General features: G+C 71.3%; 11 protein-coding genes. 2 read left to right on the top strand and 9 right to left on the bottom strand.

Features of this window, described 5'->3' with window-relative positions:
- Window positions 1-199: 199 nt before the first annotated feature.
- Complete coding sequence (pyk, locus tag ACIQCJ_RS34375; protein ID WP_355333972.1) at window positions 200-1,636, bottom strand: pyruvate kinase; 1,437 nt, start codon at window positions 1,634-1,636, stop codon at window positions 200-202.
- A gap of 307 nt (window positions 1,637-1,943) precedes the next feature.
- Here pyk and ACIQCJ_RS34380 point away from each other — a divergent pair, with 307 nt between their 5' ends.
- Window positions 1,944-3,773 carry a bifunctional metallophosphatase/5'-nucleotidase gene (locus tag ACIQCJ_RS34380; protein ID WP_402713745.1) on the top strand — a complete coding sequence of 610 codons (1,830 nt, stop codon included), beginning with the start codon at window positions 1,944-1,946 and terminating at the stop codon, window positions 3,771-3,773.
- On the opposite strand, the gene ACIQCJ_RS34385 is transcribed toward ACIQCJ_RS34380, so the two are convergent.
- The 3 genes from ACIQCJ_RS34385 to pepN all read right to left on the bottom strand — a co-directional run bounded on the left by ACIQCJ_RS34385 (window position 3,742) and on the right by pepN (window position 9,922).
- On the bottom strand, window positions 3,742-5,286 hold the full coding sequence (locus ACIQCJ_RS34385; RefSeq protein WP_402713747.1) for a lysine N(6)-hydroxylase/L-ornithine N(5)-oxygenase family protein: 1,545 nt from the start codon (window positions 5,284-5,286) through the stop codon (window positions 3,742-3,744). The two genes, ACIQCJ_RS34380 and ACIQCJ_RS34385, sit on opposite strands and share 32 nt — an antisense overlap.
- Window positions 5,283-6,788: a pyridoxal phosphate-dependent decarboxylase family protein gene (locus ACIQCJ_RS34390; protein ID WP_402713749.1), complete on the bottom strand. Its 1,506-nt coding sequence runs from the start codon at window positions 6,786-6,788 to the stop codon at window positions 5,283-5,285. The genes ACIQCJ_RS34385 and ACIQCJ_RS34390 overlap by 4 nt, the downstream gene beginning before the upstream one ends.
- A 617-nt stretch (window positions 6,789-7,405) precedes the next feature.
- On the bottom strand, window positions 7,406-9,922 hold the full coding sequence (pepN, locus tag ACIQCJ_RS34395; protein WP_402713751.1) for an aminopeptidase N: 2,517 nt from the start codon (window positions 9,920-9,922) through the stop codon (window positions 7,406-7,408).
- Between the two features lie 139 nt (window positions 9,923-10,061).
- On the opposite strand from pepN, the gene ACIQCJ_RS34400 reads away from it, so the two are divergent.
- Complete coding sequence (locus ACIQCJ_RS34400; protein WP_355333984.1) at window positions 10,062-10,991, top strand: hypothetical protein; 930 nt, start codon at window positions 10,062-10,064, stop codon at window positions 10,989-10,991.
- Window positions 10,992-11,178: 187 nt separating this feature from the next.
- Here the strand turns inward: ACIQCJ_RS34400 and ACIQCJ_RS34405 are convergent, their stop codons facing one another.
- From ACIQCJ_RS34405 to ACIQCJ_RS34425, 5 genes are all read right to left on the bottom strand, one after another.
- Window positions 11,179-12,642, bottom strand: a complete 1,464-nt coding sequence (locus ACIQCJ_RS34405; protein ID WP_355333986.1) for a glutamate synthase subunit beta — start codon at window positions 12,640-12,642, stop codon at window positions 11,179-11,181.
- Window positions 12,635-17,200 (bottom strand): glutamate synthase large subunit, encoded by a 4,566-nt coding sequence (gltB, locus tag ACIQCJ_RS34410; protein ID WP_355333988.1) that lies wholly within the window; start codon window positions 17,198-17,200, stop codon window positions 12,635-12,637. Before gltB ends, ACIQCJ_RS34405 begins: the two co-directional genes overlap by 8 nt.
- Before the next feature lie 420 nt (window positions 17,201-17,620).
- The gene (locus tag ACIQCJ_RS34415) at window positions 17,621-18,352 is read right to left on the bottom strand and encodes a VIT1/CCC1 transporter family protein (RefSeq protein ID WP_355333991.1); all 732 of its coding nucleotides are present in this window, start codon (window positions 18,350-18,352) and stop codon (window positions 17,621-17,623) included.
- Between the two features lie 176 nt (window positions 18,353-18,528).
- A complete protein-coding gene (gene lgt, locus ACIQCJ_RS34420) occupies window positions 18,529-19,494 on the bottom strand; it encodes a prolipoprotein diacylglyceryl transferase (RefSeq protein ID WP_402713754.1) in 966 nt (321 codons plus the stop codon).
- 155 nt (window positions 19,495-19,649) lie between these two features.
- Window positions 19,650-20,459 (bottom strand): thioredoxin domain-containing protein, encoded by an 810-nt coding sequence (locus ACIQCJ_RS34425; RefSeq protein ID WP_355333997.1) that lies wholly within the window; start codon window positions 20,457-20,459, stop codon window positions 19,650-19,652.
- Between the last annotated feature and the right edge of the window lie 18 nt (window positions 20,460-20,477).

Genomic DNA, 20,477 nt, shown 5'->3' on the forward strand with positions numbered 1-20,477 from the left:
GGTAAGCACCTGTCGGAGTACCGCCCTGATTCCGTATTGCGTTCGCGTTACATAGCGTTAAGTTTTTCGATTCGCCGGCCAAAGGCCCCGCCATTGCCGCTGCCGAAATCGGCGGCAAAGGCGGCCGACGACGACGCCCCGCCCGGCGAATGCCGAACGGGGCGTGATGGGCGCGGCGGGTGAATCCGCGCCGTACAGGTCAGGATTTCGGCGAATCGTCCTCGCCGATGTGGTGGACCCGGACCATGTTGGTGGTGCCCGGCATACCGGGGGGCGAACCGGCCGTGATCACCACGATGTCGCCCTTCTTGCAGCGGCCGATCCGCAGCAGCTGCTCGTCCACCTGTTGGACCATCTCGTCGGTGGTCTGCACCATCGGGCCGAGGAAGGTCTCCACTCCCCAGGTCAGATTCAACTGCGAGCGGGTCGCCGGCTCCGGGGTGAAGGCGAGCAGGGGGATCGGCGAGCGGTAGCGGGACAGCCGGCGGACGGTGTCGCCGGACTGGGTGAAGGCGACCAGGAAGCGGGCGCCGAGGAAGTCGCCCATCTCGGCGGCGGCGCGGGCCACGGCGCCGCCCTGGGTACGGGGCTTGTTCTGGTCGGTGAGCGGCGGCAGGCCGGTGGCGAGCACCGCGTCCTCGGCCGCGGACACGATCCGCGACATCGTCTTGACGGTCTCGATCGGATACTTGCCGACGCTGGTCTCGCCGGAGAGCATCACCGCGTCGGTGCCGTCCATCACGGCGTTGGCGACGTCGCTGGCCTCTGCGCGGGTGGGGCGGGAGTTGTCGATCATCGAGTCGAGCATCTGGGTGGCGACGATGACCGGCTTCGCGTTGCGCTTGGCGAGCGTGATCGCGCGCTTCTGCACCATCGGGACGGCTTCCAGCGGCATCTCGACGCCGAGGTCGCCGCGCGCGACCATGATCCCGTCGAACGCGTCGACGATCCCTTCGAGGGCGTCGACCGCCTGCGGCTTCTCGACCTTGGCGATCACCGGGACCCGGCGGCCCTCCTCGGCCATGATCCGCAGCACGTCCTCGACGTCCCGGCCGGTGCGGACGAAGGACAGCGCGATGATGTCGGCGCCGATCCGCAGGCCCCAGCGCAGGTCCCTGATGTCCTTGTCGGACAGCGCGGGCACCGACACGGCGACACCGGGGAGATTCAGCCCCTTGTTGTCGGAGACCATCCCGCCCTCGATGACCATGGTGTGCACCCGCGGTCCCTCGACGTCGGTGACCTCCAGGGTGACGCGCCCGTCGTCCACCAGGATGCGCTCGCCGCGGGCGACGTCCGCGGACAGTCCCTTGTACGTCGTCCCGCAGATCTGCTGGTCGCCCTCGATGTCGTCCACGGTGATCGTGAACTCGTCGCCGCGTTCGAGTAGTACAGGTCCTTCGGCGAAACGTCCGAGCCTGATCTTCGGGCCCTGAAGGTCAACCATGATGCCCACGCTGCGACCGGTCTCGTCCGCGGCTTTGCGGACTCGTCGGTAGCGGTCCTCGTGCTCCGCGTACGCTCCATGGCTCAGATTCAGTCGTGCCACGTCCATTCCGGCCTCGACCAGTGCTTTGATCTGGTCGTAGGAGTCGGTGGCGGGGCCCAGTGTGCAGACAATTTTGGCTCGGCGCATGTGTCGAGAGTATGACCTACTCGTTGGTAGGGAACACGCTCACGGCAACTGCCCAACGACGTCTGGATTAACGCTTGTTGACAAGTGTCGAAGTGTGCGGCCCCCCGCTCCGATGAGCACTCCTGTCACCCCCGCACCCGCTGAGCACGTCTTACGCGCCCGGAATCGCGCGTCGGCCGCACCGTGCGTGTCACGCGCGGGACATCTTCCGGTTACGTGTGGGGGGTGTCGCCGGGTGGGGCGGGCGGTGCAGAATCTACGCGCGTTGTTCCCGCACCGGGAGCAGACGGGAACGAGGAGACGACAGATGGCGCTCAACCGCAGGGACTTCATCAACCGCTCGGCCGCCACGGGGGCGGGCGTGGCGCTCGCGGGCACCGCCGGGGCGGTCGTGGGGGCGAGCCCCGCGGAGGCCGCCGACCGGCACCACGGACACGGCCACGGGAAGCCCAAGACGTTCAGCCTGCGGGTGCTGGGCACCACCGACCTGCACGGACACGCCCTGAACTGGGACTACTTCACGAACGCCGAGTACGACGACGCGACCCACAACGACATCGGCCTCGCCAAGGTCTCCACCCTCGTCGCGCACGCCCGCGCCGAGAAGGGCCACGACCGCACGCTGCTGATCGACGCGGGCGACATCATCCAGGGCACGCAGCTCTCGTACTACTACGCGCGGGTCGAGCCGATCACCGGTGCCCGCCGCGGCCCCAAGCACCCGATGGCGCTGGCCATGAACCACATGAAGTACGACGCGGCGGCGCTGGGCAACCACGAGTTCAACTACGGCATCCCGCTGCTGCGCGCCTTCCAGGACCAGTGCGACTTCCCGCTGCTCGCCGCCAACGCGGTGGACGCCAAGACCCTCAAGCCCGCCTTCCCGCCCTACCTGGTCAAGGAGATCCGCGTCCAGGGCGGCCCCCCGGTCAAGGTCGGCGTCCTCGGCCTGACCAACCCCGGCATCGCCATCTGGGACAAGGCCAACGTGCAGGGCAAGATGGCCTTCCCCGGCCTGGTCGAGCAGGCGAAGATCTACGTGCCCAAGCTCCGCGCCCTCGGCTGCGACGTGGTGATCTGCACCGACCACTCCGGCCTGGACGGCAGCACCTCGTACGGCGACGCGATCCCGTACCCGGAGAACGCCTCCTCGCTGGTGGCCCGGCAGGTGCCCGGCATCGACGCGATCCTGGTCGGCCACACCCACGTCGAGCGCCCGCAGACGCTCGTCGTCAACGAGAAGACCGGCAAGACCGTCGTGCTGTCCGAGCCCCTGATGTGGGGCATGCGGCTGAGCGTCTTCGACATCGACCTGGAGTTCAGCCGCGGCCGGTGGGAGGTCACCTCCGTCAAGGCCGAGGTGCGCAACGCCAACACCGTCGCCGAGGACCCGGTCGTCGCCAAGCTGGTGCGCGACGAGCACAACAAGGTCGTCGCGTACGTCAACCAGATCATCGGCACCTGCACCGCGACGATGTCCGCGGCCGAGTCCACGTACAAGGACACGCCGATCATCGACTTCCTCAACCTGGTGCAGGCCGACACGGTGAAGGCGGCGCTCGCCGGTACCGCGTACGCCGACCTGCCGGTGCTCTCCGAGGCGTCGCCGTTCTCCCGCACCGCCGCGATCCCGGCGGGGCAGGTCTCGCTGCGCGACGTGGCGGGGCTGTACGTCTACGAGAACACCCTGGACGCCAAGCTGCTCACCGGCGCCCAGGTCAAGGACTACCTGGAGTGGTCGGCGGCGTACTACGCGCAGACCGCGCCGGACGCGCCCGTCGACGTCACCAAGATCACCAACGCCAACAACACCCCCGACTACAGCTACGACATCCTCAGCGGCGTGTCGTACGACATCGACATCGCGCAGCCGGTCGGCTCCCGGATCGTCAACCTCACGCACGGCGGCGCGCCGGTCGACCCGGCCGCGCGGTTCGTGCTCGCGGTCAACAACTACCGCTCCGGCGGCGGCAGCAACTACCCGCACGTGGCCACCGCCCAGTCGGTGTGGTCCAACTCGGACGAGATCCGCAACACGATCATCGCCTGGGTGCAGGCGCACGGCACGATCGACCCGACGACGTTCGGCGGCGACGAGTGGCGCCTCACCCGCGCCGGAGTGCCGCTGTTCGCGTAGGGACGTCACTGGCGGCGGCGCCGTCGAGACCGAAGGTGGTGAAGGCCGTCCTGGCCGGCAGCGGGTAGTGCTCCGCGCCGGTCAGGAGGCCGGTCAGGTCGTTGAGGATGACCGCGGAGCGCCAGGCCGCCAGGCCCAGGTCGGGCGCGCCGATCCCGTGGCTGTGCCGCTCCGCGTTCTGCACGTAGATCCGGCCGGTGACCGCCCGGTCCAGCTCCAGCCGGTGCCGCGCGTCGATCCGCGGCCGGTTGGCGGAGTCCCGCTTCAGGTACGGGTCGAGCGGCGCGAGCAACTGGTCGAGCGGGCGCTCCCGGTAGCCGGTCGCCAGCACCACCGCGTCGGTCATCAGCCGGGTACGGGTGCCCTGTTCGACGTGTTCCAGGTGCAGTTCGATGCTCTGGGTGCCGATCCGGCCCGCGGTCCGCACGGTGACGCCGGGCGTCAGCACCGCGTCCGGCCAGCCGCCGTCGAGCGTACGGCGGTACAGCTCGTCGTGGATCGCGGTGATCGTGGCGTCGTCGATGCCCTTGTGCAACTGCCACTGCCGCGGCACCAGTCGGTCGCGCACCGGCTCCGGCAGACCGTGGAAGTACCGCGTGTAGTCCGGGGTGAAGTGTTCGAGGCCCAGCTTGCTGTACTCCATCGGCGCGAAGGCGGGCGTACGCGCCAGCCACGTCAGCCGCTCCCGGCCGGCGGGACGCGCCCGCAGGAGGTCGAGGAAGATCTCGGCGCCGGACTGTCCGGAGCCGACGACGGTGATGTGCTCGGCGTCCAGCAGCCGTTCGCGCTGCTTGACGTAGTCCGCGGAGTGCACGACGGGTACGGTCGGCGCCTGCGCGAGCGGGCGCAGCGGCTCCGGTACGTAAGGGGCCGTGCCGATCCCCACCACCAGGTGCCGGGCGTACGTGCGGCCCAGCGCCTCCGCCTCGCCGTGCTCGTCCAGGTGCGTGTGGTCGATCTCGAAGTGGCCGCGCTCCGCGTTCCAGCGCACGGCGTCGACCTGCTGCCCGAAGTGCGTACTGGGCAGCCCCTCGGCGGCCCACCGGCAGTAGGCGTCGTATTCGGCGCGGTGCACATGGAAGCGCTCGGCGAAGTAGAAGGGGAACAGCCGCTCGCGGGTCTTGAGCCAGCTCAGGAAGGACCAGCGGCTCGCGGGGTCCGCGAGGGTCACCAGGTCGGCCAGGAAGGGGACTTGGAGGGTGGCGCCGTCGATCAGCAGACCGGGGTGCCACTGGAAGGAGGACCGCTGGTCGTAGAAGGCGGCGGTGAGGTCGGGCACGCCGTCGGCGAGGGCGGCGAGCGAGAGGTTGAACGGGCCGATGCCGATGCCGAGCAGGTCGAAGGGGGGCGGCTGCGATTCGGCGGGGGGCGCGGCGGGGGCCGGGGCGCGGTCGGGTCCTTGCGCCTGTGCGGGAACCGTCGTCGGGTGGGGGACCGGCGCGGGGGCCGGGGCGCCGGCTGGTCGCGCCGTTCCGCGGGCCTCGTGCGAGGCGTCGTCGTGCGAGGGCGTCATCGGGGGGTGGTGCCTTCCGTGGTCAGGGGAGGTGTCGGGTGCGGCAAGCGGGCCTCGGGGGCCGGTGGCTCGGCGGACTCGGCGGGCGCAGCGGGCTCCGTGGGCGCAGCGGGCTCCGTGGGCTCCGTGGGCTCGGCGGCCAGGGCGACGAGCGCGTCGAGGTCGGCCGCGGTGAGGTACGGGTTGAGCAGCGTCGCCTTGAGCCACAGCCGCCCGCCGACGTGGGCGCGGCCCAGCACCGCCCGGCCGTCGTACAGCAGGCGGCGGCGCAGCGCGGCGATCGCCTCGTCGGTGGCGCCGCGCGGCCGGAACAGCACGGTGCTGATGGCGGGGTGCGCGTACAGCGTCAGGTCCGGGTGGCGTTCGATCCGCTCCGCCAGCTCACGGGCCGACGCGCAGACGGCGTCGACCAGCTGCCCCATCCCCTCGCGGCCGAGCGCCCGCAGGGTGACGGCGATCTTCAGGACGTCGGGGCGGCGGCTGGTGCGCAGCGAACGGCCCAGCAGGTCGGGCAGCCCTGCCTCGGTGTCGTCGGCCGCGTTCAGATAGTCGGCGCGGTGGTCGAGCGGGCGCAGCGCGGCGGCGTCGGGTACGACCAGCAGGCCCGCGGCGACCGGCTGCCAGCCGAGCTTGTGCAGGTCGACGGTGACCGAGACGGCCTGGTCGAGGCCCGCGAGCTTGGCCGCTTCGCGGTCGCTGAACAGCAACGGGCCGCCGTACGCGGCGTCCACGTGCAACTCGGCGTCGTGCCGGGCGGCGGCGGCTGCCAGCGCGGGCAGCGCGTCGATCGCACCGGTGTCCGTGGTGCCCGCGGTCGCGACCAGCAGCACGTGCGGCGCGAGGCCGCGCAGGACGGACTCCACGGCCGCCGGGTCCAGTACGCCGCCGGGTGTGGCGAGCACCACCGGACGGGGCAGGCCGAGCAGCCAGGTCGCGCGGGCCACGCTGTGGTGCGCGTTCGACCCGCACACCACCTGCACCGGGCGGCGGCCCGCACGCGCCGCACGCTCCCTGGCCAGCAACAGCGCGAGCTGGTTCGACTCCGTGCCGCCGGTCGTGACCAGCGCGTCGGGAGCGTCGTGGCCGGGGTACACCAGGGCCGCCAGTGCCGCCGTGACGCGGGCCTCCAACGCCGTGGCGGCCGGGGCCTGGTCCCAGGAGTCCATGGACGGGTTCAGTACGGACGCGGCGAAGTCGGCCGCCGCGGCCATGGCCAGGGGCGGGCAGTGCAGATGCGCGACGCAGCCCGGTTCCGCCGGGTCGGCGGCGCCCTCCGCGACGGCGCGCACCAGTGTGCGCAGGGCTTCTTCCGCTCCGGTGCCGGTGCGGGGCAGCGGCGGGCCCGTCCGGGCCAGCCGCGCCGCCACCGCGGCGGGGCCTCCGCTGGGCAGGGGGCCGCCGCGGGTCGCCGCGCCTTCCGCGAGGGCCGCGCGGGTCGTTTCGAGCAACGGCCCGAGTTCTGCGGGTCCTTGGCGGCCCCCGGCCAGTTGTGGCTTCGCCATGAGTCGTTGCCGCCTGTCGTCGCCGGTACCTCTCCGTACTCAACGACGCCGAACGCCAACGGGTATCGCCCCCCGTACCTTCGCCCTGCGCAGGCCCCTGTTTCCAGCCGCGCCCCCCGTGCGCCCACCTGGCGCAGGCCGCTGCTCTCGGGGGCGCCCCCCCGGCGTCCACCTTGCGCAGGGCCTTGTCTTTAGGGGCGCGGGGAACTGCGCGACCAGCCCCCACCGGGCTGTCAGCCCGAAAACAACCGCAACTGCCCCGCTGGGGCCGGTTTTCACCCGCGCCACCGCGCGGGCTGAGCGCGCAGTTCCTCCCCCAGCTAACGCTGGGAGGTGCCCCCAGCGCCCCTAAAAGACCGGCGTGCCGCCTAGCGCAAAGCAACCGTCCTGGCGCGCGAGGCCGCGCAGTTCCCCGCGCCCCTAAAAGACCGGCGTGCCGCCTAGCGCAAGGGAACCGTCCTGGCGCGCGAGGCCGCGCAGTTCCCCGCGCCCCTGGAAAGACCGGCGTGCCGCCTAGTGCAAGGAAACCGTCCTGGGGCGCGAGGTCGCGCGGGTCCCGCGCCCCTGGAGAGATCGGCCCACCGGGCCCGGTGAAGGAACCGTCTCGGGGGGCTGGGCTACCAGGTGGACCTGATGCGCGCGGCACGCGAGAGGTCGTCGAGGCGGTCGGTGAGGGCACGGCGGAGAGCGGGGATGAGGGTGGGGTCGGAGAGAGCGGTGCGGCCGAGTTCGAGGGCGGATTCGGTGACGACCTCCGAGGGGAAGCCATAGCGGCTGATGGCCTCGGCGATGGCCGCGCCCCGACGGCCGGTGACGGCGATGGCATCGGGGTAGAAGCGCGGGACGAACGGGCTGAGCAGGGCGTCCTGTTCGGGGTGCCAGAAGCCCTGGGCGGTGGCCGCGAAGAGGTAGTTGGACAGGGTGTCGTCGTGGAACATCGACGCCCAGGCGGCCTCCTTTGCCGCCTCGTCCGGCAGGGCGGCCCGGCAGCGGGCGGCGCCCTCACGACCGGTGCCGCTGGGGTCGCGGGCCAGCTCGGCGTCGATGTCGGCGGCGGTGGCGTGCCCGAGGACGGCGAGCCGCAGCAGCGCCTTCCAGCGCAGCTCGGCGTCGAGGTCCGCGGCGCCGGGAATCTTGCCGTCGTCGTACCACTCGCGCAGTACGGCCGCCTCGCCCGCGGTGACGGCGCTGTCGATGAGCGTGCGGGTGGCGGTGAGCCGCACCCCGGGGCCGCCGTCGGCGAGCAGCGCCCGGCTGGTGGCGGCGAGCTTGCCGAGGGCGTCGGGGCGCAGCACCGGGTCGAGGTAGCGGTCGGCGACCTGCGTACGCGCGAAGGTGAGGACCGCCTCGACCAGCGCCGGGTCGGTCTCGGCGGGCAACTGCCGTGCGACCAGGGCCAGATAGTCGCGCGGGGCGATCTTCGCGTCGCGTACGAGATCGCGGGCCGCGCACCAGGTGACGGCCCGGCTGAGCGGTTCGGGCAGCCCGCTGAGCGTCTCCTCCAGCGTCTCCCAGGTGTGTTCGTCGAAGCGGACCTTGGCGAAGGAGAGGTCGCCGTCGTTGAGCAGCACCACATCGGGCCGGGTGCCGGGCAGTTCGTGCGCGCTGACGGCGGCGTTCGCGTCGATGTCGACGGTGAGCCGGTCGCGCGGCACGAGCCGCGCGGGGTCGTCGGCGGCCCGGTCGTACAGGCCGACGGCGATCCGGTGCGGGCGGTCTCCGCTGTGGCTGATCTCCAGCCGCCAGCCGCTGTCGGAGGTGGCCACGGTGGCGGGCGTGAGCGTGTCGACGCCGCTGGTGCGCAGCCAGGCGGCGGCCCAGCCGGGCACGTCGCGTTCGGTGGCGCCGGCCAGCGAGTCGATGAAGTCGGCGAGGTTGGCGTTGCCGAAGCGGTGCCGGGCGAAGTGCTCGTTGATCCCGGCGAGGAAGTCCTCCTGGCCGAGCCAGGCGACGAGTTGGCGCAGCGCGGAGGCGCCCTTGGCGTACGAGATGCCGTCGAAGTTGTTGAGCGCGGAGGCGGTGTCGGGGACGGCCTCGGGGTCGGGGGCCACCGGGTGGGTGGAGGGCCGCTGGTCGGCGTCGGTGCCCCACGCCTTGCGGGCGACGGCGAAGTCGGTCCAGGTGCCGGTGAAGTCGGTGGCCTCGGACAGGACTTGGAAGCCCATGTACTCGGCGAAGGACTCGTTCAGCCAGATGTCGTCCCACCAGCGCAGCGTCACCAGGTCGCCGAACCACATGTGCGCCATCTCGTGCGCGATGACGACGGCCCGGAACTGCGCCTCGGTGGGCGTGAAGGCCGAGCGGAAGACGAACTCGTCGCGGAAGGTGACCAGTCCGGGGTTCTCCATCGCGCCCGCGTTGAACTCGGGGACGAACGCCTGGTCGTAGGAGTCGAAGGGGTACGGCTCCGCGAACAGCTCGTGGTAGCGGTCGAAGCAGCGGCGGGTGATGTCGAACAGCTCGTCGGCGTCCCGGTCCAGGTGCGGGGCGAGCGAGCGGCGGCAGTGCAGGCCGAAGGGCAGCCCGGCGTGCTCGGTGCGTACCGAGTGCCAGGGTCCCGCGGCGACGGCGAGCAGATACGTGGAGATCGGCGGGGTCGCGGCCATCGTCCAGCGCCCGTCGCCCGCGGGCGTCTGGCCGGTACGGGAGGTGAGCGCGTTGCCGAGGACCGTCCACTGCGGCGGCGCGGTCACCGTGACCTCGAACACGGCCTTGAGGTCCGGCTGGTCGAAGGCGGCGGCGACGCGCTGCACGTCTTCCATGAAGAGCTGGGTGTAGACGTACGTCTCCCCGTCGGCGGGGTCGGTGAAGCGGTGCATGCCCTCGCCGGTGTGCGAGTACCGCATGTCGGCCTCGACCCGCAGTTCGTGGTCCCCGGCGGCGAGGCCGGGCAGCGGGAGGCGGTTGTCGTCCAGCGTGGCCGGGTCGAGTTCCGTGCCGTCGAGCACGACGCGGCGCAGTGCGGCGGGCTTGAGTTCCGCGAAGGTGTCGCAGGCGCGGTCGGCGGTGAAGGTGATCACCGAGGTCGAGCCGAAGACGTCCCCCCCTCGGGTGAGATCGAGGTCGATCGCGTAGTGGCGGACGGTCAGATCGCTGGCGCGGGTCTCGGCCTCGGCGCGGGTCAGAGCAGGCATGTCGCACATGCTGCCGCACGTCGGCGGCTCCGTCACCTGGTACCCCCGCGAGGCCGCCGTCGCGGGACGCCGAGGCCGCCGATGGCGGCGACAACGGCGCGGGCCGACGCGTAGGCTCGGTGGGTACGGGGAGGTGTTCATGGCCGAGCAGGCTGGACCCAGCGCGTCGTCGACGGCCGGTGGCGGGGCCATCGTGCACGGTTTCCCGCACATCGACACGGTGCGGTCCGCGCTCACCGCGCTCTACCGGCGGCTGTCGGGCGACGGGGTGGCCAGGTTCGCCACCAGCGTCCATCCCGAACTGGTGGACTTCCCCGCGGACGAGGACCTGTATCTGGGCGCGCAGCGGGTGGCGCGCGTCATGGTGCAGCACTTCCGGCTGCCGGACGCGCGGATGGTCGTGAGCTTCCGCGACATGGTGCACGCGGGCAATGTGGAGCTGGCCGCGGGGCCCGAGTACTTCATCGAGCTGCACTCGCGGTTCAGGACCGACCGGCGCGATGTCGGGGCGGCGCTCGCCCACGAGGTCATGCACGTCTACCTGCACCGGCTCGGTCTGGAGTTCCCCGGCACCCGGGACAACGAGATTCTGACCGACACCGCCACGGCGTATCTGGGCGCGGGCTGGCTGCTGCTGGACGCGTACCGCGAGGAGGCCGCGATCCGCGGCGAGCGGCTGATGATGTCGGCGTACAAGCTCGGCTATCTCACGCCGGAGGAGTTCGGCTACGTGCTGGCCAAGCGCGCGGCGGCCTTCGGCGACGACATCGAGCCGTGGTTCCGCAGCGCCCAGGCCCGCGACGCCTACCGCGCGGGGCTGGCCCGCGCCCAGCAGGACGTGCGCCGCGCTCCCCTGGCAGCGTCGGGCTGGGCGGCCCGCCGACGGTACGCCAAGGACCGCCGCGCGCTGGCCTCCGGCCCGGACTACACGTTCGAGGCCGCGCCCTCGGGCACGGTACGGGTCTCCTTCCCGTGCCCCACCTGCTTCCAGCGCATCCGCGTCCCCTGCCGGGGGCGCCTGCGCGCCCGGTGCGCCCTGTGCAAGACGGAGCTGGACGTCGACACGTGACCCTGCCGGGGGCGCGCTGTTCGCACGGCGGGTTCGTGCCCCAAAGAACGCGGCACCGCCCCGCCGCGAGGGGAAAAGCACAACGCCCGCCTCCTTGGTCGGGGAGTGGCGGGCGCTGCGGTGTTGCGCGCTCCGCACGCCATTGTGCGGAGCGGGGTGGGACAGTCGGGACCGTCCGGACGCGACGTCAGACCATGAGGGGCCGGTCGGTCGGGCGGATGGGGGCGTGCAGGGCCGAGGCCAGGCCGGTGAGGTAGGAGTCGACGGCCTTCGCGGCGGAGCGGCCCTCGGCGATGGCCCAGACGATGAGCGACTGGCCGCGCCCGGCGTCACCGGCGACGAAGACACCGTCGACGTTGGTCGCGTACGAGGCGTCGCGCGCGATGTTGCCGCGGGCGTCCAGCGCGAGACCGAGCTGGTCGACCAGGCCGTTGGACTGGTCGGTGCCGGTGAAGCCCATCGCGAGGGTGACCAGTTCGGCGGGGATGACCCGCTCGGTGCCCTCCTGCGGGACGAACTTCCCGTCCTGGAAGGCCACCTCGACCAGGTGCAGCGCCTTGACGTTGCCGTTCTCGTCGCCCTCGAACTTCATGGTGTTGACGGCGTAGACCCGCTCGCCGCCCTCCTCGTGCGCCGAGGTCACCTTGTAGACGGCGGGCATCGTCGGCCACGGCTGGCCCGCGGGCCGGTCGTCGGACGGCCGCGGCATGATCTCGAGCTGGGTGACCGAGGCCGCGCCCTGCCGGTGGGCGGTGCCGACGCAGTCCGCGCCGGTGTCGCCGCCGCCGATGACGACGACGTGCTTGCCCTGCGCGGTGATCGGCGGGGAGACGAAGTCGCCCTCCTGCACCTTGTTGGCCAGCGGGAGGTACTCCATCGCGAAGTGGATGCCGCCCAGCTCACGGCCGGGTGCGGGCAGGTCGCGGGAGACGGTCGCGCCGGCCGCGATGACCACCGCGTCGTACCGCTTGGCGAGCTTGGCCGCGTCGAGGTCGACGCCGATCTGCACTCCGGTGCGGAATTTGGTGCCCTCGGCGCGCATCTGCTCGATGCGCCGGTTGATGTGCCGCTTCTCCATCTTGAACTCGGGGATGCCGTAGCGCAGCAGTCCGCCGATCCGGTCGGCGCGCTCGTAGACCGCGACGGTGTGCCCGGCGCGGGTGAGCTGCTGGGCGGCGGCCAGGCCCGCGGGGCCCGAGCCGATCACGGCGACGGTCTTGCCGGACAGCCGGTCCGGCGGCTGCGGGGTGACGTCGCCGTTGTCCCACGCCTTGTCGATGATGGTGACTTCGACGTTCTTGATGGTGACGGCGGGCTGGTTGATGCCCAGCACGCAGGCCGACTCGCACGGCGCGGGGCACAGGCGCCCGGTGAACTCCGGGAAGTTGTTGGTGGCGTGCAGCCGCTCGCTGGCCTCGGTCCAGTCCTCGCGGTAGGCGTAGTCGTTCCACTCGGGGATCAGATTCCCCAGCGGACAGCCGTTGTGACAGAACGGGATGCCGCAGTCCATGCAGCGTCCGGCCTGCTTGCTGATGATCGGCAGCAGGCCGCCGGGGACGTAGACCTCTTTCCAGTCCTGCCGGCGCTCCTCGACCGGGCGGGTCGGAGCGGTCTCACGCGGGGTGGTGAGGAAGCCCTTGGGGTCAGCCATTTGCCGCCTCCATCATCTTCGCGGTGGTCTCGGACTCGGAGAGTCCGGCCTGCTCGGCGGCGTTCTTGGCGGCGAGCACTGCCTTGTAGTCCCTCGGCATGACCTTGCCGAAGCGGGTGAGGGCGCCGCCCCAGTCGGCGAGCAGCCGCTCGGCGACGGTGGAGCCGGTCTCCTCGAAGTGGCGGCGCACGACATCGTGCAGCCACGTGATGTCGCCCGCGTCCAGCGACTCGACGCCGACCATCCCGAAGTTGACGGCGCCGGGGTCGAGGTCGAGGACGTAGGCGATGCCGCCGGACATACCGGCCGCGAAGTTGCGCCCGGTGGCGCCGAGGACGACGGCCCGGCCGCCGGTCATGTACTCGCAGCCGTGGTCGCCGACGCCTTCGGAGACGACGGTCGCGCCGGAGTTGCGGACGCAGAACCGCTCACCGGTACGGCCGCGCAGGAACAGCTCGCCGCTGGTCGCGCCGTACGCGATGGTGTTGCCCGCGATGGTGGAGTACTCGGCGAGGTGGTCGGCGCCGCGGTCGGGGCGGACGATGACCCGGCCGCCGGACAGGCCCTTGCCGACGTAGTCGTTGGCGTCGCCTTCGAGCCGCAGGGTGACGCCCCGGGGCAGGAACGCGCCGAAGGACTGGCCGGCGGAGCCGGTGAAGGTGACGTCGATGGTGTCGTCGGGCAGGCCCGCGCCGCCGTACTTCTTGGTCACCTCGTGGCCGAGCATGGTGCCGACCGTGCGGTTGACGTTGCGGATCGGCACCTGCGCGCGGACCGGGGCGCCGGACTCCAGCGCCTCGGCGGCGAGCCGGATCAGCTCGTTGTCCAGGGCGCGGTCCAGGCCGTGGTCCTGCTCGACGGTACGGTGCAGCACCGCGCCCTCGGGCAGCTCCGGCACGTACAGCAGCGGGGCGAGGTCGAGGCCCTGCGCCTTCCAGTGCTCCACGGCGTGGTCGGCGTCGATCAGCTCGGCGTGGCCGACGGCTTCCTCGATGGAGCGGAAGCCCAGCTCGGCGAGGATCTCGCGGACCTCCTCCGCGATGAACTCGAAGAAGTTCACCACGAATTCGGGCTTGCCGGTGAAGCGGTCGCGCAGCACCGGGTTCTGGGTGGCGACGCCGACCGGACAGGTGTCGAGGTGGCAGACGCGCATCATGACGCAGCCGGAGACCACCAGCGGCGCGGTCGCGAAGCCGAACTCCTCGGCCCCGAGCAGCGCGGCGATGACGACGTCCCGGCCGGTCTTGAGCTGGCCGTCGGTCTGCACGACGATACGGTCCCGCAAGCCGTTGAGCAGCAGCGTCTGCTGGGTCTCGGCCAGGCCCAGCTCCCAGGGGCCGCCCGCGTGCTTGAGCGAGGTGAGCGGCGAGGCGCCCGTACCGCCGTCGTGTCCCGAGATCAGGACGACGTCCGCGTGGGCCTTGGACACACCGGCCGCGACGGTGCCGACGCCGACCTCGGAGACCAGCTTGACGTGAACGCGCGCCTTGGGGTTGGCGTTCTTCAGGTCGTGGATGAGCTGGGCGAGGTCCTCGATGGAGTAGATGTCGTGGTGCGGCGGCGGCGAGATCAGGCCGACGCCCGCGGTGGAGTGCCGGGTGCCGGCGATCCACGGGTAGACCTTGTGGCCGGGGAGCTGACCGCCCTCGCCGGGCTTGGCGCCCTGGGCCATCTTGATCTGGATGTCGTCGGCGTTGACCAGGTACTCCGACGTCACGCCGAAGCGGCCGGAGGCGACCTGCTTGATGGCGCTGCGCCGGGCCGGGTCGTACAGCCGGTCGGCGTCCTCGCCGCCCTCACCGGTGTTGGACTTGCCGCCGAGCTGGTTCATGGCGATGGCCAGCGTCTCGTGCGCCTCGCGCGAGATCGAGCCGTACGACATGGCGCCGGTGGAGAAGCGCTTGACGATCTCGGAGACCGGCTCGACCTCGTCGATCGGGACGGGGCCGCGGTCGTTCTTCAGCCCGAACAGGCCGCGCAGCGTCATCAGCCGCTCGGACTGCTCGTTCACCCGCTGCGTGTACTGCTTGAAGATGTCGTAGCGCCGGGTGCGGGTGGCGTGCTGGAGCCGGAAGACGGTGTCGGGGTCGAACAGGTGCGGTTCGCCCTCGCGGCGCCACTGGTACTCGCCGCCGATGTCGAGCCTGCGGTGCGCGGCGGCGATGCCGGACAGCGGGTACGCCTTGGCGTGCCGGGCGGCGACCTCCTGCGCGACGACGTCGATGCCCGCGCCGCCGATCTTGGTGTCGGTGCCGTGGAAGTAGCTGTCGACGAAGTCGGACTCCAGGCCGACCGCCTCGAAGACCTGCGCGCCGCGGTAGGAGGCGACGGTGGAGATGCCCATCTTGGACATGACCTTCAGCACGCCCTTGCCGAGCGCCTTGATCAGGTTCTTCAGCGCGGTCTCGACCTCGACGCCGGGCAGGAAGGTGCCCGCCCTGACCAGGTCCTCGACGGACTCCATGGCCAGGTAGGGGTTGACGGCCGCGGCGCCGTAGCCGATGAGCAGCGCCACGTGGTGCACCTCGCGCACGTCGCCCGCCTCGACGAGGAGGCCGACCTGGGTGCGCTGCTTGGTGCGGATCAGGTGGTGGTGCACGGCGGAGGTGAGCAGCAGCGACGGGATCGGCGCGTGCTCGGCGTCGGAGTGCCGGTCGGAGAGCACGATCAGGCGGGCGCCGTCCTCTATGGCGGCGTCGGCCTCGGCGCAGATCTCGGCGAGCCGGGCGGCGAGTGCCTGGCCGCCGCCGGTGACCCGGTAGAGGCCGGACAGGGTGGCGCCCTTGAGCCCGGGCAGGTCGCCGTCGGCGTTGACGTGGATGAGCTTGGCCAGCTCGTCGTTGTCGATCACCGGGAACGGCAGGGTGATGTTGCGACAGGAGGCCGGGCTGGGCTCCAGCAGGTTGCCCGACGGGCCGATGGTGGAGATCAGCGAGGTGACCAGTTCCTCGCGGATGGCGTCCAGCGGCGGGTTGGTGACCTGCGCGAAGAGCTGGGTGAAGTAGTCGAAGAGCAGCCGGGGGCGCTCGGAGAGCGCCGCGATCGGCGAGTCGGTGCCCATCGAGCCGAGCGGTTCGCCGCCGGTCCTGGCCATCGGCGCGAGGATGATCCGCAGCTCTTCCTCGGTGTAGCCGAAGGTCTGCTGGCGGCGGGTGACCGAGGCGTGGGTGTGCACGATGTGCTCGCGCTCGGGCAGGTCGGAGAGGTTGATCAGCCCGGCTTCCAGCCAGTCGGCGTACGGGTTCTCCGCGGCGATGCCCGCCTTGATCTCGTCGTCCTCGACGATCCGGTGCTGGACGGTGTCGACCAGGAACATCCGGCCGGGCTGGAGGCGGCCCTTGCGGGTCACCTTCTCCGGGGCGATGTCCAGGACGCCGGACTCGGAGGCGAGCACGACCAGGCCGTCGTCGGTGACCCAGTAGCGGCCGGGGCGCAGGCCGTTGCGGTCCAGGACCGCGCCGACGACGGAGCCGTCGGTGAAGGTGACGCAGGCCGGGCCGTCCCAGGGCTCCATCAGCGTGGAGTGGTACTGGTAGAAGGCGTGCCGCGCCGGGTCCATCGACTCGTGGTTCTCCCACGCCTCGGGGATCATCATCAGCACGCTGTGCGGCAGCGACCGGCCGCCGAGGTGCAGCAGTTCCAGCACCTCGTCGAAGGACGCGGTGTCGGAGGCGCCGGGCGTACAGATCGGGAAGATCCGCTCCAGGTCGCCGCCCTGGCCGCCGCCCGCCGGGCCGAAGAGGTCGCTGGCGAGCTGCGACTCGCGGGCCCGCATCCAGTTCCTGTTGCCCTTGACGGTGTTGATCTCACCGTTGTGCGCGACGAAGCGGTACGGGTGGGCGAGCGGCCAGCTCGGGAAGGTGTTGGTGGAGAAGCGCGAGTGGACCAGCGCGATGGCGGTGGCGAACCGCGGGTCGGACAGGTCGGGGAAGAACGGTTCGAGCTGCCCCGTGGTCAGCATGCCCTTGTACACGATCGTGCGGGCGGACAGCGACGGGAAGTACACGTCGGCCTCGCGCTCGGCGCGCTTGCGCAGGACGAAGGCGGGCCGGTCGAGGTCGATGCCGGAGGCGGCGCCGGCGCTGTCGGCGACGAAGAGCTGCGAGAAGTACGGCATCGTCGAGCGGGAGGTGGTGCCCAGCAGCTCGGGGGCGACCGGGACCTCGCGCCAGCCGAGTACGGTCAGGCCCTCTTCCGCGGCGATCCGCTCGATGGCGTCGACGGCCTTGGCGCGGTCCTCGGTCTCGACCGGGAGGAAGGCGAGGCCGACCGCGTAGTGGCCCTGGTCGGGCAGCGCGAAGCCGGCGGCCTCGCGCAGGAAGGCGTCCGGGATCTGGAGGAGGATGCCCGCGCCGTCACCCGAGTCGGGCTCGGCGCCGGTGGCACCACGATGCTCCAGATTGCGCAGAACGGTCAGCGCCTGCTCCACGAGCCCATGGCTCGCCTCGCCGGTGAGGGTGGCCACGAAACCGACGCCACAGGCGTCGTGCTCGTTGCGGGGGTCGTACATCCCCTGCGGGGCGGGGCGCCCGTCCATGAACGCGGAACGCGAACGCATGGCTCTCCCGTCGTCGTCTTTGGCTTGTATGCATTGCCTGTTCCCAGGCATGCGCAACAGGGACGACGTTGGCCCTCTGCGATTTCGTGCAGGTTACATGATGGACGAGTGTTCGAGAAGCGGATACTCAGTTCCAGCATGTGGACATGATGAGGGGTGGAGCGAACAGATCAGGCCAGCGCCGTGTCGGAGGTTTTCCGGCCGGGTCCAGCGCGCCACCGGGCCGCTTTCTGCCGGTGCGCCACCGGGTAATGCCCCGTGCGACGGCTACTGAAACGACGGGGAAACATGAGGCTTGTGGCCGCTGGTTTCCTGTGGGTTTCCCGAGTCCGGTGGAGCGGGCGCACGGCACATCGCCGATCACCCGATCGGACCAGTGGGCCGGCCGCACCGGTCGGCCGTTCAGACCGTTCGGAGTGGTCAGCCGACCGCTGTGCCGATAAGCGCGCCCAATACGAAGGTAACCCCGCCGGCCGCCGCGCCCAACAGCAGCTGCCGAACCCCGCTGTACCACCAGGAACGCGCGGTCACCCGGGCCACGGCCGCACCACAGCCGAACAGTCCGGCCAGCGCGAGGACGGCCGCGGGCCACAGCGAGTCGCCGCCGAGCAGATACGGCAGTACGGGCAGCAGGGCGCCCAGCGCGAAGGCGACGAAGGAGGAGGCCGCCGCGACCAGCGGCGACGGCAGGTCGGTCGGGTCCACGCCCAGTTCCTCGCGGGCGTGTATCTCCAGCGCCCGCTCCGGGTCGACGGAGAGCTGCCTGGCCACCTCGCGGGCGAGCTTCGGCTCCACACCGCGCGAGACGTACAGCTCGGCCAGCTCCCGCAGCTCCGCCTCCGGGTGGCGGCGCAGCTCGATCCGCTCGATCTCCAGCTCGGCCTCGACCAGCTCCCGCTGGGAGGCCACCGACGTGTACTCCCCCGCCGCCATCGAGAAGGCGCCCGCCGCCAGGCCCGCGAGCCCGGTCACCACGATGGTGCGCGACGAGACGTCGCCGCCCGCCACTCCCGTCATCAGCGCCAGATTCGACACCAGGCCGTCCATCGCCCCGAACACCGCCGGGCGCAGCCAGCCGCCGCTCACGTCACGGTGCGAGTGGTGCGGTACGTGATACGGCGCCGCCGTCGTCTCCTCGACAGCCGTTGACATCCGTCCCCACCCCTCCCCAGGCAGCCTCCCGCGAGGCCGCACGACCACGAATCCATTCGACCGTACGCTCGAATGCGATGCGCCGCCAGCAAGGAAAGCCTGCCCTGACCTGCCCTTTCTCCTCCTGGAGAAGGTGCGCCGCCACTGCGCGTGACGGGCTTCTCAGGGGCGCGAGATCAGAGCGCCTCGGAGGCTCGCTTCGGGTCGACGGAACCGACGGAAGCCTCGTCCTCGACGGAGGAGGAGTCGACCGCGTCGTCCGCGTCCGCTTCCGGGTCGGACGACGGCGGCAAGGCGTCGTCGGGGCCTTCGCCGGAGGCGAGAGGCTCGATGTTCTCCTCGCGGCCGGGCCGCTTGCGGCCGACGACGACGAGGTACACGACGGCGCCGATGAAGACGACGATCGCGGTCCAGTCGTTGAGCCGCATGCCGAGGATCTGGTGGGCGTAGTCCACGCGCATGTGCTCGATCCAGGCGCGGCCCACCGTGTACGCGGCGACGTAGAGGGCGAAGGCCCGCCCGTGGCCGAGCTTGAAGCGGCGGTCGGCCCAGATGACCAGCAGGGCGACGCCGACGCACCACAGGGACTCGTACAGGAACGTCGGGTGGTACGTGGCGATGTCCGGCGTGCTCTCCGGCCGGTGCGCGGGGTCGATCTTCAGGCCCCAGGGCAGCGTGGTCGGGCCGCCGTACAGCTCCTGGTTGAACCAGTTGCCCCAGCGGCCGATCGCCTGGGCGAAGGCGATGCCCGGCGCGATGGCGTCGGCGTAGACCGGCAGCGCGATCCCCCGGCGGCGGCAGGCGATCCAGGCGCCGAGCGCGCCGAAGGCGATGGCGCCCCAGATCCCCAGGCCGCCCTGCCAGATCTTGAAGGCGTCGACCCAGTCCTTGCCACTGGTGAAGTACAGCTCGTAATCGGTGATCACGTGGTACAGCCGGCCGCCGACCAGACCGAAGGGCACCGCCCACACGGCGATGTCCGCGACCGTGCCCGCCCGGCCGCCGCGGGCGATCCAGCGCTTGCCGCCGAGCCATACGGCTACGAAGACACCGATGATGATGCAGAACGCGTAGCCGCGCAGCGGAATGGGTCCGAGGTGGACGACTCCGTGCGACGGGCTGGGAATGAATGCGAGTTCCATGGCAATGACCGACGCTACCTTGCCGGGCGGGAAGTGCGGCAACCCGCCCGGCTACGTATGGATAACGGCCGGGACTCCTCCGGCCCCTCCGGGGGAATCCCCGCGGACGCCGAAAGGCCCGGAATCAAGCCTCGGCAGGCCCCTCAGCGGGCCTGTCAGGAGGCCGGAGCGGTGGTCACCGCACCCGCCTTTTTGCCCTTGTTCGCGTCGGTGACCATCTGCTTCAGCGAGTCGGGCGTGAGATTGCTGCCGCTCCCGTAGACGCTCTTGCCGTTGAGCAGGATCGTCGGCGTGGAGTTGAAGCCGGACTTCCCGAAGGCGCTGTTCGACGCCTTCACCCAGCTGTTGTGGGTGCCGCCGTTGACGCACGCGGTGAAGGTCGGCGTCTTCAGACCGCTGACCTTGCCCGCCAGGTCGAGCAGGTGGTTCTTGTCGGAGAAGGTGTCGCTCTGCTCCTCCGGCTGATTGTCGTACAGCACATCGTGGTAGGCGCGGAATTTGCCCGCGTCCTGGGCGCAGGCGGCGGCATTGGCGGCGTTCAGCGAGCCGGAGCCGCCGAGATTGCCGTCGATGAGCGTCACCAGGTGGTATTCGGTGCGGATCTGCCCGCTGTCCTCAAGGCTGTGGATGGTCGGGGTGAACGCCTTCTCGAAGGCGTCGCACGCCGGGCAGCGGAAGTCCTCGTAGATCGTCAGCACCGAGGGCGCGTCGGCGGCGCCGACGGGGATGACGAGATTGTCCTTGCCGATGGCGCCCTTGGGCGCGGCGGCCGGGGTGGAGCCGCCGCCGCTGTCCTTGTGGTCGGCGACCACCACCCCGATCACGGCGGCGATGGCCAGCACGGCGACCACCGCGCCCGCGACCACCATGGTGCGCCTGCGTCGGGCGCTGGCCTTCTCTTTTTCACGCTGTTCGTACAGGGCCTCGCGGGCGCTGCGCTTTCCGTCTCGGTTCTTCTGGCTCACATCCCTGACCAACGGTGC

Origin of the sequence: Streptomyces sp. NPDC093221 (assembly GCF_044753885.1) — a bacterium.
In the GTDB taxonomy this organism is placed as follows: domain Bacteria; phylum Actinomycetota; class Actinomycetes; order Streptomycetales; family Streptomycetaceae; genus Actinacidiphila.